4 protein-coding genes are annotated in these 16434 nt (G+C 67.4%); 1 reads left to right on the forward strand and 3 read right to left on the reverse strand.

The features are described from left to right. Positions 1-48: 48 nt before the first annotated feature. Positions 49-3057 (reverse strand): RND family transporter, encoded by a 3009-nt coding sequence (locus JF781_RS08915; RefSeq protein WP_225327134.1) that lies wholly within the window; start codon positions 3055-3057, stop codon positions 49-51. Between the two features lie 97 nt (positions 3058-3154). Further along, the gene (locus JF781_RS08920; protein ID WP_225327172.1) at positions 3155-4576 is read right to left on the reverse strand and encodes a condensation domain-containing protein; all 1422 of its coding nucleotides are present in this window, start codon (positions 4574-4576) and stop codon (positions 3155-3157) included. A 317-nt stretch (positions 4577-4893) separates the two neighbouring features. Here JF781_RS08920 and JF781_RS08925 point away from each other — a divergent pair, with 317 nt between their 5' ends. Further along, positions 4894-15918 carry a type I polyketide synthase gene (locus JF781_RS08925; protein WP_225327135.1) on the forward strand — a complete coding sequence of 3675 codons (11025 nt, stop codon included), beginning with the start codon at positions 4894-4896 and terminating at the stop codon, positions 15916-15918. 91 nt (positions 15919-16009) lie between these two features. Here JF781_RS08925 and JF781_RS08930 read toward each other — a convergent pair whose 3' ends face one another. Further along, the gene (locus JF781_RS08930) at positions 16010-16432 is read right to left on the reverse strand and encodes a PPOX class F420-dependent oxidoreductase (protein WP_225327136.1); all 423 of its coding nucleotides are present in this window, start codon (positions 16430-16432) and stop codon (positions 16010-16012) included. Between the last annotated feature and the right edge of the window lie 2 nt (positions 16433-16434).

Consider the following 16434-nt stretch of genomic DNA (forward strand, 5'->3'; position numbering starts at 1 on the left):
TGACCGCTCGGATTCGCCTCGTAGTCTCACATACATCACGTGTGGGTGCTAACCGGGCTGCGGCTCGGCGCGTCCGTCCGGTGACCGCGTTGCGGCCCGTACGCGCCCGTGTGAAGGCCACCAGTTCGCCCGTCCTACCAGCGCGGCGATGGCGGGAACCGTGACGGTGCGCACCAAGAAGGTGTCCAGCAAAATTCCCACCCCGATCACGAAACCGCCCTGGACCACGGTGTTGATGCTGGAGAACAAGAGACCGCACATCGAGGCAGCGAAGATCAGACCCGCCGCGGTGATCACACCGCCTGTCGAGCCCAGCGTTCGAATGATGCCGTATCGCATGCTGTGTCCAGACTCCTCGCGCATTCGCGAGACGAGCAGCATGTTGTAGTCGGCCCCCACCGCGACCAACACCACGAATGCCAGCGGGGGCACACTCCAATGCAATTGCTGACCCAGCAGGTATTGAAACACGAGCACGCCGATACCCACCGCCGACAAATACGAAATGACCACGGAAGCAACCAGATACAGCGGCGCGACAATCGCGCGCAGCAGCGCGATCAAGGTGAATAGCACGACGATAAGCGTCACCGCGATGATGAACCGGATATCGTGTTGGTAGTAGTCACGGGTGTCCTTCAGGGCGACGGTATATCCCGCCATCGACACCGTGGCGTCCGCCAAAGCGGTATTCGGCTGGGCCCCCCGGGCGGCCGCGGTGATCGCGTTGACCTGATCCATGGCTTCGGTGCTGAACGGATTCAGTTTGGTTTGAACCAAATACCGCACCGAGTGGCCGTCCGGCGAAATGAATACCTTGGCCGCCTTTTGGAACTGCTCTAATTGCAGCAGTTGGGGTGGGATATTGAAACCGGCCATCGCCGGATGCGCGGCGTCGCGTTTCAGCGACAACAGAAACGCCGCTGACTCATTGAGCCCGCTACCGAGCTGCTTGAGTTGGTCGACGAGTTGAGCCACGGCGTCGGCCACTTGGCGGCTGCCGCCGGCCAATCGGTTGGCACCGTCTTGCACAGTGTTCAGATTCGTTTGCATGCCACCGGGTTTGTCCAACCCCATGGAGTGCAACACCTTGGTGAGCTTTGCCAGCGAGGCACGCACACGCTCGGTCGACGCTTTCAGCGTCCGCTTGTCCGGGGACTCCTGCAGTCGATGGGCCAACTCGTTGATTGCGTCGAGGTCCGCCTGATTTTGCGGGCCGACCAGCTGCTCGAAGGCCCCGCGGGTGTCGCTGCACGACGGATCGGCATCGCATCGCGGGTTGCCCTGCAGCGCCGCCAGCACCGGGCCTATCCAGGCGAACACGTTCTTGGCCGCCGAGAAGTTCCAACCCATGGAATTGCTGATCGCGTTGACATGGTCGACGAGCTGGGCCGTGAGGTCGACCTGTCTCACCAGCGCGTCGCCGCTGTATTGGTTCTTCGCCGACGAGAAGGCGCTCTCCAGTTGCTGCACGCTCGCGGCGAGCTCGACGACCTGGCCTCGCACGTTGCCGAGGTTGTCGGCCAACGTGCCCGCGCCGGCGACCAGTCGGTTGAGGTCACCTGTGTGGTCTTTGATCAGGGTGGACCCGTCCGCCAGCAGGGTGCCGATGGCGCCCGCCTGATAGGTCGCCCGGAATTGTTCCGGCACATTCCCGGTGGGACGGGTGATGCCGCTGACCGCAGCGACGTTCGGCAGTTGGCTGACGCGGTCCGCCAGCTGTTCCAGGTCCGCGAGGGCCTTGGGCGTGCGCAGGTCGTGCGGCGATTGGACCAGGATGTACTGCGGAATGGACTGGTTCACCGGGAAATGGCGATCCAGCGCGGCGTACCCGATGGAGCTCGGCGCGGAAGGCCGCAAAGCCTTGCGATCGTCGTAGTTGTAGCGCACCAGGCCCGCGCAGCTGGCCAGGATGATCAACACCAGCACGCTGGCGACCAGATTGACCTTCGGCCGCCGCACGATGCGGATGCCCGAACGCCGCCAGAAGCGCGCGGTCAGCTCGCGCCGGGGTTTGACCCAGCCGCGCCGCCCCGCAAGCACCAGAACGGCCGGCAGCAACGTCACCGCGGCGAGGAACGCCACACCGATCCCGATCGCCGCCGACGCCCCGACCGTTTTGAACACCCCCATCCGGGCGAAGCTGATGAGCAGAAACGTGATCCCGACGGTGGCGGCGGATGCGGCGATCACTTTGCCGATCGAGAACATCGCGCGTTTGACGGCCGGGTCGGAAGTCGCGCCCGCCCGCAAATAGTCGTGATACCGGCTGATGAGAAAGACCGCGTAATCCGTTCCGGCGCCGGCCATTATGGCGCTCAGGAAGACGACGGACTGGTTTGAGACGCCCGAGCCGGTCAGTTGGGAGTAGCCCGCTACCACCGCCTGCGCGATAACCAGGGATGTGCCGATCGTCAGCAACGGCAGCAGCATGGTGACCGCGCTGCGGTAGATCACCAGCAGGACGATGAGCACCAGAATCGCGATCGCCAGCTCGATGGGCATTCGATCCCGGGCGCCCGCGACCGTGAGGTCGGCGACGGTCGCCGCGGGGCCGGTCAGGTTCACCGTCAGCGGCGTGCCGGTGACGACGCGGTTGACGACGTCGTCGATCCGGTTGAACGCGGCGTACGAGTGGGGGGTGCCCAATTCGCCCGCGACGCCGACAGGCAGCACCCAGGCTTTGTGGTCTTTGCTGGTCACCACCGACCGCAGGGCCGGTGTGCTGACGAAATCCTGCAGCATCACGACATCTCGCGTGTCCTGGCGCAGCGTGTCCACCAGTGTGCGGTAGGTGGCTTCGTCGGCGGGGCCCAGGCCCTTGTCGTTGGTCAGGACCACCAGCAGGAGGTTTTCGGAGCCCGATTCGTGAAACGCCTCGGTCATCTTTCGTGCGGTGACGCTCGATGGCGCATCGCTGGGCAGGATGGCGAGCGGATGCTTCTCGGCCATCTCGCCCAGCGACGGGAACGTCAGCGGCAGCGCGACCGCAATCGCGACCCAGATGCCTATCACTGCCCAGGGCCACCGCACCACAAAATCGGCTAGCCGTCGCATACCGCCCTCACCCCCGGCCGGCGGCAACTCGGCCGCACTCGACCGGGCCCGGTCAAACCGCGCGATTTCGCATCACGCGCCATCGAAGTGCTCCACGCTACGCGACGCGTCCCCAACTCCCGCTGCCGGCGACCCGCACGCAGACCGACTTCATCGCTTCCATGTAGCGGACGACAGACTTCCGGGCGACCGGGTTGTCCGGATGCATGATCGCCATGACCGTGCCTTCGCCGTACCGGAATATATAAATGGTCAGCTGATGTGAATACCGGCCGTCGGGGTAGATCCCGATATTGTTCGCAAGCCCCAGGTCGGCGGCAGCAAGAATGGCGTTGAGGGGGGCGGCGCCGCCATGAAAGAAGTTCGACACCGGAAAGTTCGATTGCGGCCAGCGCAGCCACGGCGCCAATTCCAACACGCGGTAGTAGGGCACCTTCGCCATGTCCAGGCTGTTATCGAAAGACGCCTGCGCCGCCCACGCGGCATCGCCGAACGAGGCCGCTGCTATCGGCACGGTGATCGGAATCAACCCGGTAAACCAACCCTGCGTCATGAAATTGTCGGTGGCTTTGCGTGAATCCCGGGGAGTGAGGCCGTAATAGGTGAGGGCGCCGGTAAATTCGTGCTCGACCAGGGCGAGGCAGGCGAACAGGCCCCCGACAAAGCGGGCGCCGGCCGCCGCGCAGGCCGATTCGAATCGCTCCGTCTGCGCCACGTCCATCAGCAATTCGGAGGTCATGGTGCTGCTGCTGGATTCCTTCGGGTTACCCAGCGGCAGCGGAAATTCGGGAAAGCCCCCATTGTTGTTCTCGGCGAAGTCAATCCACGCGCGCACCTCGGGCGAATCAAGGGTCAACGTCGACGTGTATTCGCGTTCGCGGGTGCAGAAATCGTCGAAGCTGCCGGCATCGGGAAGAGTGAGGGCCTCACCACCCCCGCTCAACGCCGTGTACATGCCGTTGGCCTCCATCATCGTGGTGCCGATCAAAGTCGCGTCCCCGTGGACATGATCCATCGCGGCAAAGAAGGTGAAATGGTTCTCGCTTTGGATAATTCCGAAGGTGAAGCAGCCCCATTCCAGCGGATTCGGTATGGCCACCACGTGAGCGTGTATTTCGTCGGCCGTCATCTCGCCGTGCTCGATCGGTGCGAATTCAATATCGGCAGGATCGCTGATGGTCCGCCTGATGAACTCTCCGTCGCCGGTGTCCTCGAACCAACTGCGGAACGTGTCGTGCCGACGCAGGTACGTGTTGACGGCGTGGTTCATGGCAGGAACGTCGCACGTCCCGGCCACCTCACAGGTGGCGATGATCTGTCGTGAGAAGTTCAGCCCAGCAGCCGTCCGTTCCCGGTAGTTGCGAAGGTGTTGGCCCTGCATATAACTGACCGGCACGGAACTCACCGGGGCCTGCCGGGCCTTTTCGGTGGCCGCGGGGGTCGGGTGCCAAGAGGTGACCGAGCCTGGTGTCAGCGTCCAATCATCGAGTGAGCCGATCGTAATCTTCCCGATGCGCAAAACTTCGTCCTTCCCCGGTTTGAACGGCTGCGCCACGCTGGCGGCGAGACCAAGATAACCCTGCGCGTGATCGCGGTCGCACCCGTGCGCGGGCACCGCCTACACTCGCTCAGGGATCCGACCGGCCTTTGGCGACCGAGTTGCGGCGATCGAGTTGTGTCGATCGAGCGGCCGGGCGGGGACGCAGGGTGGCGGCCACGCTGGCTGCCGCTGCGCGGTGCGGCGCTGCACATGCGGTGCTGGCCTCCGGAATGATGCTCCGAGCGCAGCTGGCCCCCCGCGGGATCGATCTTGACCGGCCAAGAGAGGACAAGCGCATGGCATCCGTCGAAGGTCTGGGGGAGTCGGCATCGGGTTTTGCGATCGTCGGCTATGCGGCGCGGTTTCCGGGAGCCGCTGATGCGGATGAGTTCTGGGATGTCTTGCGCGACGGCCGGGATGCGATATCCGATGTGCCGCAGGACAGGTGGGACGCCGACGAATTCTTCGACCCGGAACCGGGTGCGCCGGGCAAGGTCGTCACCCGTCGTGCGGGCTTCGTCGACGACGTGACGGGGTTCGACGCCCCGTTCTTCGGTCTGTCGACGCGCGAGGTCAGGTTGATGGACCCGCAGCACCGGATCTTGCTGGAAACGGCGTGGCGCGCGGTGGAGCATTCGGGCTACGCGCCAACGGATCTCGCTGACAGCAACACCGGTGTCTTCGTCGGATTGGCCACGCACGACTACCTGGGAATGGCCTCCGACGAGCTGACCTATCCCGAGATCGAGGCCTACATGGCCATCGGGACGTCGAACGCCGCCGCGGCGGGCCGGATCAGCTACCGGTTGGGGCTGCAGGGTCCCGCGGTTGCCGTCGATACGGCGTGCAGCTCGTCGCTGGTGGCCATCCATCAGGCATGCCAAGCGCTGCGCTTGGGGGAATGCGACCTCGCGCTGGCCGGCGGCGGGAACGTCCTGCTCACCCCGGCCACCATGATCACGTTCTCCAGCGCGCACATGCTCGCGCCCGACGGTCGGTGCAAGACCTTCGATGCGGCCGCCGACGGCTACGTGCGCGGCGAGGGGTGCGGCGTCATCGTGATCAAGCGTCTCGAGGACGCGATGCGCGACGGGGACCGGATTCGGGCCGTGATCCGGGGCAGCGCGATCAACCAGGACGGCGCTTCGGGCGGGTTGACGGTCCCGAACGGAGTTGCCCAGCAACGGGTCATCGCTGACGCGCTCAAGCGTGCCGACCTCGAGCCCCGCGATGTCGGGTACCTGGAAGCGCACGGCACCGGGACATCGCTGGGCGACCCCATCGAGGCCCAGGCCGCGGGGGCGGCGCTGGGGGCCGGGCGCGAACCTGACCAGCCGCTGCTGATGGGCTCGGTGAAGACGAACATCGGACACCTCGAGGCGGCCGCGGGTATCGCGGGCGTGATCAAGGTGATCCTGTCCCTCGAGAACGAGCTGCTGCCGCAGCACCTCCACTTTCAGAACCCGTCGCCCCACATCCCCTGGGAACGGCTGGCGGTCGAGGTCGTCAAGGAGGCCACGCCCTGGAAACGCAACGGGCAGCGGCGCATTGCGGGAGTCAGCTCATTCGGATTCGCCGGGACGAACGCTCACGTCATCCTGGAGGAAGCGCCGGAGCAAGCGGAACCGGCCCCCGCGGCCCCGCTCCCGGTCGAGCCGTCCGGCGACCGGCGGTTCAGCATCCTTCCGCTGTCGGCGCGAACGCCCGCCGCGTTGATGCGGCTCGCCGAGGACTACCGTGCCTGGCTGGGCGCCCACCCGGAGGCCACCCTGGCGGACGTGTGCTTTACCGCCGGGGCGGGGCGAGCGCACTTGGAGCAGCGCGCCGCGCTGGTGGTCAATTCGCGGGACTCCGCCATGGAGCTGCTTGGCGCGCTCGCCGAGGAGCGCCCGGCGCCGGGTCTGTTTCGCGGAGAATCCCATGACCGACCGAAGACGGCGTGGCTGTTCACCGGTCAGGGCAGCCAGTACCCGGGCATGGCCCGGGAGCTGTTCGGCACCGAGCCGGTGTTCGCCGAGACGCTGAACCGCTGCGCGGCCGCGGTCGCCGACGTCCTCGAAAAGCCGTTGCTGGACGTCATTTTCGATGTGGACAGCCCGGACAGCGAAGCGACGCTGCAGCAGACCTCTTACGCACAGCCCGCCTTGTTCGCGGTGGAACTGGGCCTGGCGCGGCTGTGGCAGTCGTGGGGCTTCGAGCCGGACGTGGTGCTGGGGCACAGCGTCGGCCAGTACTCGGCGGCCTGCGTCGCGGGCGTGCTCAGTCTCGAGGACGGCGCGCTGTTGATGGCCGAACGCGGTCGCCTCTTCGGCAGTCTGCCCGCGGGGGGCCGGATGGTCGCGGTGTTCACCGCCGCCGAGCGGGTCGAGCGGTTGACCGACGAGTCTCCCAGCCTGTCTGTCGCCGCCTACAACGGCGCCAACACCGTATTGTCTGGGCCGGCAGCCGATTTGGAGCACGCAGTGGCCGGATTGACGGCCGACGGTGTCCGATGTGACTGGCTGGACACCAGCCACGCGTTCCACTCGGCGCTCCTGGACCCGATCCTCGACGAATTCGAATCGTATGCGGGGCGATTCAACTTCACCACGCCGCAACGGATTTTGATCGACAACCGCACCGGGGCCGCGCTCGGCCGCAGTGTGAAGCTCGACGGTGCCTACTGGCGCCGGCACGCCCGCCAGCCGGTGGAATTCGCCAAGAGCGTGCGCACCCTTGCCGAGCTGAACTGCAAATTGCTGCTCGAGATCGGCCCGCGACCGGTGCTCACCGCCGCGGCCCTCGGCGCGTGGCCCGACCAGGCCACCGCACCACGGGTGATCACGTCGCTGCGCCGAAACACCGCCGACCACCGGCAGATCACCGAAGCGGTCGCCGACGCGTACGTGCTGGGCCACCTGCCCGACTTCGCCGCCTTCCGGCAAGCGTCCGCGCGAAAGATCGACCTGCCGACCTATCCGTTCGAGCGCCGCCAATACTGGTTCCGGGATGATCGCGAGCGCCCCGACCGACCCCAGGACGTCGGCGGACCGCGTACCGAAACCGTCCGCCTCCTCGAGGACGGCCGGATCGAGGAACTCGCCGCCCTGCTCGGCGGTGCGAGCGACGACCGTCAAACCCTGCAGATGCTCACCAAGCTTGCGGCGCAACACAATCAACAGCGCATGAGCCGTTCCATCGGTGAGGACCGCTACGAAATCCGCTGGGAAAAGTCAAATTCCCCGCTCTCCCGCGCGGAGGTGGACGAGGGCTCCGGCTGGATCGTCGTCGCCGACGATGCCGACGCGGCCCGGCCGTTGGTCGAGCTGCTGAGTGCGCGCAACCGCCGGCACCGGGTCGTCGGATTGCCGGTCTCCGACGCGGACGAGGAAGCGCTCGCCGACGCGTTGCGCGCGGCGGCAACCGACGATTCGACGTTACGCATCGTGCATGTCGCGGCGCTGGAGGCCGCGGCCGCACCGTCGATGCGCTCACTGTTGCGGATGCAACACCGGATCCTGGGCGGGACGCGGCGGCTCTTCCGCGCGGCGGTGGCCGCCGAACTGCGCAGCCCCATCTGGATCGTGACCCGTGGCGCGCAGCGCGTCACCGACACGGACACCGTGGCGCCGCATCAGAGCTGCCTGTGGGGATTCGGCCGTGCCGCCTCGCTGGAGCTCCCGCACGTGTGGGGCGGACTCGCGGACCTGTCAGAAGGCGGCGACAACGCAGCCGACGAATGGTCTGCGCTCATCGACCGGATCGCCGCGTCGCACGGCTCGGCCGTTCGGGACGACCAGCTCGCGCTGCGTGATCGGGCGGTTTACATGCCCCGGTTGGCCCGGCGCTCTGCGCCGCCGAGCGGTGTACCGCTGCAACTGCGCGACGACGCAACGTATTTGGTGACCGGCGGACTCGGAGCGATCGGACTGGAGATCGCCGGATACCTGGCCGCGAATGGCGCCCGGAATCTGGTGCTGACCAGCCGACGCGCGCCCAGCGATGCCGCGCAACAGCGCATCGACGCACTGTGCGAACAGCACGGCTGCACCATCCGGGCCGTGGCCGGCGATGTCGCCGACGCGCACGACGTCGCACGCCTGCTGGCAAGCGTGCAGGCCGAGCTGCCACCGTTGGCCGGCATCGTGCACGCCGCAGGCGAGATCGGCACCACCCCGCTGAGCGCGCTTCAGGACGCCGAGGTCGATCGCGTCTTCGCCGGCAAGGTCTGGGGCGCTTGGCATTTGAGCGAAGCGGCGGTCGACCTGAAACTCGACTTCTTCATCAGCACTTCCTCGATCGCCTCGGTGTGGGGCGGATTCGGCCAGACCGCCTACGGCGCCGCGAACGCTTTCCTCGACGGGCTGGCGTGGCGCCTGCGGGAGCAGGGCATCCTCGGGGTCAGCGTCAACTTTGGGCCGTGGTCGGCGGGCATGGCCGACGCGGAATCCCGTGCGCGACTGGATCGGCGCGGTGTCCAGACGTTGTCTCCGGCCGATGCGCTCGCGGGTCTGGCCGATGCCGTGGCGGCCGCTTCGGCGCAGGGCCCGGCGCAGGGTGTCGTGGCCCGTATCGACTGGGCCCGCTTCTTGCCGCTCTATCAGCAAGCGGGTAGGCGGTCGTTCCTGGCGGAGCTCGAGCGCGAGGTGCCCAGCCTGATGACCGCCGCGGCGCCGTCCGCAACGTCCTCGGGCAAGACCGCTTTGGTGGAGCGGCTTACCGGCGCTCCGGTGCAGCAGCGCAAGAAACTTCTCACCGACTACCTGCGAGACGCGGTGGCGGAGGTGACCCGCGTCGATGCCGCGGAGATCCGGGAGGACGCAGGCTTTTTCGACCTCGGCATGGATTCGTTGATGGCCGTCGAGTTGCGCCGCCGCATCGAACAGGGGGTGGGCAAGGAGATCCCGGCCACCCTGGCGATGGATCACCCGCGGCTGTCCGACGTGGCCGACTATCTGCTCAGCGACGTGCTCGAGCTCGGCGATCAGGCATCCTCAAAACCAAGGCCGCAGCCGGCATCGGTCGTGACGACGCGCACGGATGAACCGATCGCGATCGTCGCGGTGTCATGCCGCTTCCCCGGCGCGCCCGACCCGGAAGCGTTCTGGGAGGTGCTGTCCGGGGGTGTCGATGCGATCCGAGAGGTCCCCGAGGACCGATTCGACATCGACGAGTTCTACGACCCGGATCCGGACGCTGCGGGCAAGACGTACACGCGGTTCGGCGGCTTCCTCGAAGGGATCGACGGCTTCGATCCTGAATTCTTCGGCATCTCACCCCGCGAGGCCGTCTGGATCGAGCCGCAGCAGCGGCTGATGCTCGAAACGGTGTGGGAGGGCCTCGAAAGGGCGGGGTACGCCCCGGCCGCCCTGCGCGGCAGCCGAACCGGAGTCTTCGTGGGTGTGGCGGCCAACGAATATGCGCACCTGCTGTCCTCGGAGTCGATCGACAAGATCGAACCCCACTTCATCACCGGTAACGCCCTCAACGCCATCTCCGGCCGGGTCGCCTTCGCGCTGGGGTTCGAAGGACCGGCGGTGGCGATCGACACCGCGTGCAGCTCGGCGTTGGTCGCCGTCCATCAGGCCTGCCAGGCATTGCATTCCGGTGACTGCGACATGGCGTTGGCCGGCGGCGTGAACGTGCTGCTCAGTCCGGTGACGGTCGTCGCGGCCTCCCGCGCGCGGATGCTTTCGCCCGTCGGGCGATGCAAGACCTTCGACGCCTCCGCCGACGGTTACGTGCGCAGCGAAGGCTGCGGAATTCTCGTGCTCAAGAGGCTGAGCGACGCGGAGCGCGACGGTGATCGGATCTGCGCGGTCATCCCCAGCAGCGCGGTGAACCAGGACGGGGCGTCCAGCGGTTTGACGGTGCCCAATGGTGGTGCACAGCAACGGCTTATCGGCTCGGCGCTGGCCCGCGCCGGTCTGACGGGCGGGGACGTCGATTATCTCGAGGCGCACGGGACGGGCACGCCGCTGGGTGATCCGATCGAGGTCCAGGCGGCCGCGGCCGCCTACGGCGACTCCCGCGACGCGGACCGGCCGCTGCTGATGGGCTCGGTGAAGACCAACATCGGACACACCGAATCGGCATCAGGCGCAGCAGGTCTGATCAAGGTCGTGTTGTCGCTGCAGCACGAGGTCCTACCGCAAAGCCTGCACTTCGAGGAGCCGTCGCCGCACATCCCGTGGGATTCGCTGCCGGTGCGGGTCGTGGACGCGGCGATGCCGTGGCTGCCCAACGGCAGACCGCGGCGCGCCGGCGTGAGTTCCTTCGGGTTCACCGGCACCAACGCGCACGTTCTGGTCGAGGAGGCGCCTGCCTCCACCGACCGGCGCGTTGCCGACGACGACGCGTCGGCGTCGGAGGCTCGGGCCGGACAGGCGCGGGTGCTGGCGCTGTCCGCTCGGTCTCCGGAGGCGCTGGTGGCGTTGACCCGCCGTTACCAGGACTGGTTGACCGCCCACCCGGATGTGGATCTCGCCGAGGTGTGCCTCACCGCCGGAACGGGCCGCTCGCACTTCGAACATCGCGCCGCACTGGTCGTGGACTCGGTTGAGGGTGCGCGCGAGGCGCTGGCCGAATTGGCGGAGAACCGCCTGCGGCCCGGCGTCGTGCGCGGCGAGCACACACATCACCCGACGACGGCATGGTTGTTCACCGGCCAGGGCAGTCAGTATCCGGGGATGGCGCGTGAGTTGTTCGACAGCGAGCCGGTTTTCGCCGAAACCGTGACGCGGTGTGCGGACGCGGTCAGTGACATATTGCCGCGCCCCTTGCTGGAGGTGCTGTTCGCCACCGATCGCGAAACCGGTGGCGAAGCCGGGGAAAGGCTGCGGCACACGTCGTTTGCGCAGCCGGCGCTGTTCGCCGTCGAAATGGGCCTGGCCCGGCTTTGGCAGTCGTGGGGGATCCAACCCGATGTGGTGCTGGGGCACAGCGTGGGCCAGTACGCGGCGGCATGTGTCGCAGGCGTGTTCAGTCTCGAGGACGGCGCCCGGCTGATGGCCGAGCGCGGCCGGATGTTCGGCAGCCTGCCCGAAGGTGGGCGCATGGTGGCGGTGTTCGCCGACGCCAAGCACGTCGAGCAGGCCGCCGGCGAATTCCCGCGAGTGTCGGTCGGGGCCTACAACGGGCCCAACACTGTGCTGTCGGGGCCGGGTGAGGATCTCGAGCAGATCGTCGCCAAGTGCGGTGACGAGGGGATCCGTTGCACGTGGCTGCAGACCAGCCACGCCTTCCACTCGGAACTGCTGGATCCGGTGCTCGACGAATTCGAGTCGTACGCAGCGCAATTCCGGTTCGCCGCCCCGACGATGCCGCTGGTCTGCAACCGCACCGGTGCTGTGCTCACGGCCCAGACGCCGCTCGACGCGCAGTACTGGCGGAGGCATTCCCGCCAGCCCGTGCAGTTCGCCGAAAGTGTGCGCACCGTGGCGGCGCTGGGCTGCTCGGTGTTGATGGAGATCGGGCCGCAACCGGTGCTGTCCGGCGCCGCGGTGCAGGTCTGGCCGGAGCACCTGTCCGCGCCGCGGGCGATCGTCTCGCTGCGCAAAGGCGTGAGCGATCGGCGCCAGATCGCCGACGCGCTGGCCGCGGCCTACGTCGGCGGGCTTCGCCCCGATTTCGCTGCGCTGCAGGGTCAGCCGCGTCGCAGGCTCGAGCTGCCCACCTATCCCTTCCAGCGCCGCCGCTTCTGGCCCAAGACGTCCGGCATCGCCGTCGACGGAGGGGCCGGTTCGTCCTCGGGCATCCTCGGCAATGCGAAAGACCTCGCCTCGGGCGACTCGGTCTACACCAGCAGGTTGTCCGTCAAATCGCAGCCGTGGCTGTCCGATCACGTCATCTATGGGACCGTCGTCGTCCCCGGCGCGACGTACGCGGCGATGGCCTTGGCCGCGGTCGGCGCCCCGGCGCGAGTGAAGGACGTCTTCTTCTACGAGCCGATCATCTTGCCCGAGAAGAGTTCTCGAGAGGTGCAGCTGACCTTGCACCCGTTGCAGGACGGCGGTGAGTCCACGTTCCAAGTGCACAGCCGCCCGTACGGCGAACGCGGCGCCGAATGGTCGTTGAACGCCGAAGGGACCGTCAGCGCCGGCGCCGATGACGAGCCGGTATCCCAGGGTGACCCGGTCGACGAAGCGATCGAACGCTTGAACCGCATGCGTCCGCAGGAGTTGTTTGAGACCTTCGCCGACCTGGAGCTGGCGTGGGGGCCGACCTGGTCGGGTTCGCTGAAGTCACTCTGGCTCGGCGAGGGTGAGGCGATCGGCGACGTCCTCGTCGGCGAAGAACTCGCCGAACAACTCGGCAGCGAGCCGATGCATCCGGTGCTGATGGATCTGTGCACCGGCGTCGCCTTCCCGGCCTTCCCGGCGCTTCTCGCGGCCGAACAGGGCGTCAACGACCTGTTCCTGCCGCTCCGATACGGGCAAGTGTCGTTGCGCGAGAAGATGCCTCGGCGGTTCTACTGCCGCGCGAGGTGGCACAGCAGCGAACTCAACAGCGAAACCCAGGTCTTCGACCTCGATTTCGTCGATCGGGATGGCCGTCACCTGGGCGGGATTCGCGAGTTCACGGTCAAGCGCGCACCGCGCGAGGCCCTGCTGCGCGGCCTCGGTGGGGACGCCACCCGTCTGCTCTACACCCTCGGCTGGCACGAGGTACCGCCGCCCGCATCCGGTGATGAGGCCGAGAACCCAAGCGGCACATGGCTGATCGCCGGCTTCGACGAACTGGCCGCCAAGGTGCCGGGCTGCATCCCGTTCGACCGGAACGCGGACCAGGAGCTCTTGGGGCAGGTGCTGACTCAAGCCCACGAGCGCGGGCTGCCGTTCTCCGGTGTCGTCTGGCGCGGCAAGGCGCCGAGCGGGGAAGAGTCGAGCGCGGACGTCACCGCGCGCCTCGAGACCGAAATCGCCAATCTGCTCAGCGTCGTGCACACCGTGCAACGCGGCTCACAAAACGGCGATGTGAAGTTGCCCGGCGGATTGTGGATCGTCACCGAGCGTGCGGTGGCCACCGAATCCGGCGAGCCGGTCGACCCGGTGCAGGCGGCGCTGTGGGGCTTTGGCCGCACCACGATCAACGAGGAGCCGGCGCTGCGCGCCAAACTCGTCGATTGCGACGGCTCACCCGAAGCCGTGCACGCTTTGGCCGCACTGCTCGCCACCCCGGTGGACGAACCGGAACTGGCCGTGCGGCAAGGAAAGCTGCTGGCCTCGCGGCTGTTGCCGTGGGCGCGTAGCGGTCATCTCACGGTGCCGCGCGGGCGCGACTACGTCCTGGCGCCCACCGAACGCGGCGCGATCGACAACCTGCGGCTGACCGAGAAGGACGTCCCCGCGCCGGACGAGGGTTACGTGCAGGTCCGGGTCGAGGCCGCAGGCCTCAACTTCCGCGACGTGCTCAACGTCCTCGGCCTCTACCCGGGCGATCCCGGACCGATCGGCGGCGACTTCGCCGGCGTCGTCACCCAATTGGGCGACGGCGTCACCGGAGTCGAAGTGGGGCAACGCGTCTACGGCTCGATGCAGGGGGCGTTCTCCAGCCGGTTCAACGTGCCCGCCCAGTTCCTGGCGCCGATCCCGGACGGGGTGAGCGCGGTCGAGGCGGCCACGATTCCCGCCGCGGCGCTGACGGTGCGGCTGTCCTTCGACTGGGCGCAGCTGAAGCCTGGTGACAAGGTTCTCATCCACGCCGCCAGCGGCGGTGTGGGTCTGGCGGCGGTCCAGATGGCCCAGCGGTGCGGTGCCGAAGTGTTCGCCACGGCCAGCACCTTCAAGCGCGCGACGCTGCGCAAGCTGGGTGTGAAGCACGTCTACGACTCGCGTACAACGGATTTCGCCGATCAGATCCTGGCGGACACCGACGGTGCCGGCGTGGACGTGGTCCTCAACTCCCTGACCAGCGAAGGGTTCATCGAGGCGACGCTGAAGGCCACCGCCAAGAACGGCCGCTTCGCCGAGATCGCCAAGCGCGACATCTGGACACCCGAGCAGATGGCCGAGGCGCGTCCCGATATCGCCTACGAGATCGTGGCATTGGACACGGTGATGTTCACCGAACCCGATCGCATTCGCGACTTGCTCACCGAGGTTTCGCAAGGTTTGGCCGGTGGTGAGTGGACGCCGCTGCCCGCCGAGATCTATCCGCTCACCGAGGCGAGGGCCGCGTTCCGCCGCATGCAACAGGCGCGGCACATCGGGAAGATCGTGGTCCAGATGCCGAATCCGCTGCAGCCGCGCGATGATCGGAGCTACCTGATCACCGGCGGGCTCGGCGCGATCGGACTGCACACGGCGTCGCATCTGGCCCAACTCGGTGCCGGTGACATCGTGCTGACCAGCCGGCGCGAGCCCGGTGCGGACGCGCAACGGCTGATCGAGGAGATCACCGAGCGCTACAAGTGCCGCATCCATGTCTTCGCCGCCGATGTCGGCGACGAGTCCGAGGTGGCGGGGCTGCTGGAGCGCATCCGCACCGAGTTGCCGCCGCTGGCCGGTGTGGTGCATCTGGCGGGCGTGCTCGACGATGCGCTCCTGTCTCAGCAGACCGTGGAGCGATTCCGAACGACGGTGGCGCCCAAGGCGATCGGCGCCTACCACTTGGACAGGCTGACGAAGGCCGACGAGCTGGACTTCTTCATCGTGTCGTCGTCGGTGTCGAGCTTGTTCGGTTCGCCCGGCCAGTCCAACTACGCGACCGCCAACGCGCTGCTCGACGGCCTGGTCGCGCAGCGCAGGGCGCAAGGCCTGCCGGCCACCGGTGTCAACTTCGGCCCCTGGGCCCAAGGGGGCATGGCCTCTTCGGACGCCGCGACCGCCAATATCAGTGCGCAGGGCCTGATTCCGCTGGAGCCGTCGGCCGCGCTCGGCGCGCTCGCCGAGGTCGTCGCGAATGGAACCGGGCAGGCCACCGTCCTCAAGGCCAACTGGCAGCGTGCCGCGAAGGTGCTGGGCAGTTCGCGTCCGCCGATCCTCGATCTGGTGTTGCCCAGTGCCGCAGGAGAGGTGACCGGCGACAGTGAGTTGCTCAAGCAGCTGATGGAGGTTCCGGTGCCCCAGCGCGCCGGCTTCGTGACCGAATTCCTGCAGCGGGAGGTGCAGAACTTCCTGCGGCTCGCGTCGCCGCCCGCCGCGAGCAGTCGGTTCTTGGACCTGGGTACGGACTCGCTGATGGCGATCGAGCTCCGCAACCGGCTGCACAGCCAGTTCGGCGGCAAGTTCACGATCAACGCGACGGCGGTCTTCGACTATCCGACCATTGGGGGGCTCGCCGAATATCTGGTGGCCCAGCTGCCCGACGCGGAACCGGAACCGGTCGAGGAGGCGTCGTAACGTCCGGCGCGTGCGCGCCCGCACGAACGTGGACTTGTGGCGCGGAAAACCGGTGTCGGCCCAACAAGTCGACGCTCGACCCGTTAAGCGCTCAGTCGCTGATGTCGAACCCCGCGTTGATCTTGGTCGGTCGCACCCGCACCACCAACTCGCCGGGAACGGCGTTGCGGCGGCCGAACTCCTCGGCGCGTTCGGCGCCCATGTACCGGGCGCCGGTGCGGGTGGCGATGTCGAGCACGTCCGCGGGGTCCTCGCTGACCGTCGCCAGACCTTGGACTTGGACAAAGGAATACGGCGGATGGGGATCGTCGACGCAGATCACGACACGCGAATCACGCGCTATCGCACGCCCTTTCGACGTGTCACGCCCGGTGTTGAAGGCCAGCTGACCCTCGTCGACGACGAACCACACCGGGGTGACCAGCGGCCGGCCGTCGGCGGCGACGTACCCGAGCATCCCCGTACGGGTGCCGGCTGAGAGGAATGAGACGACCCTTTCGGAGAGCTCGGCCATCC

This window comes from Mycobacterium sp. WUMAC-067, assembly GCF_020217485.1.
Taxonomy (GTDB): domain Bacteria; phylum Actinomycetota; class Actinomycetes; order Mycobacteriales; family Mycobacteriaceae; genus Mycobacterium.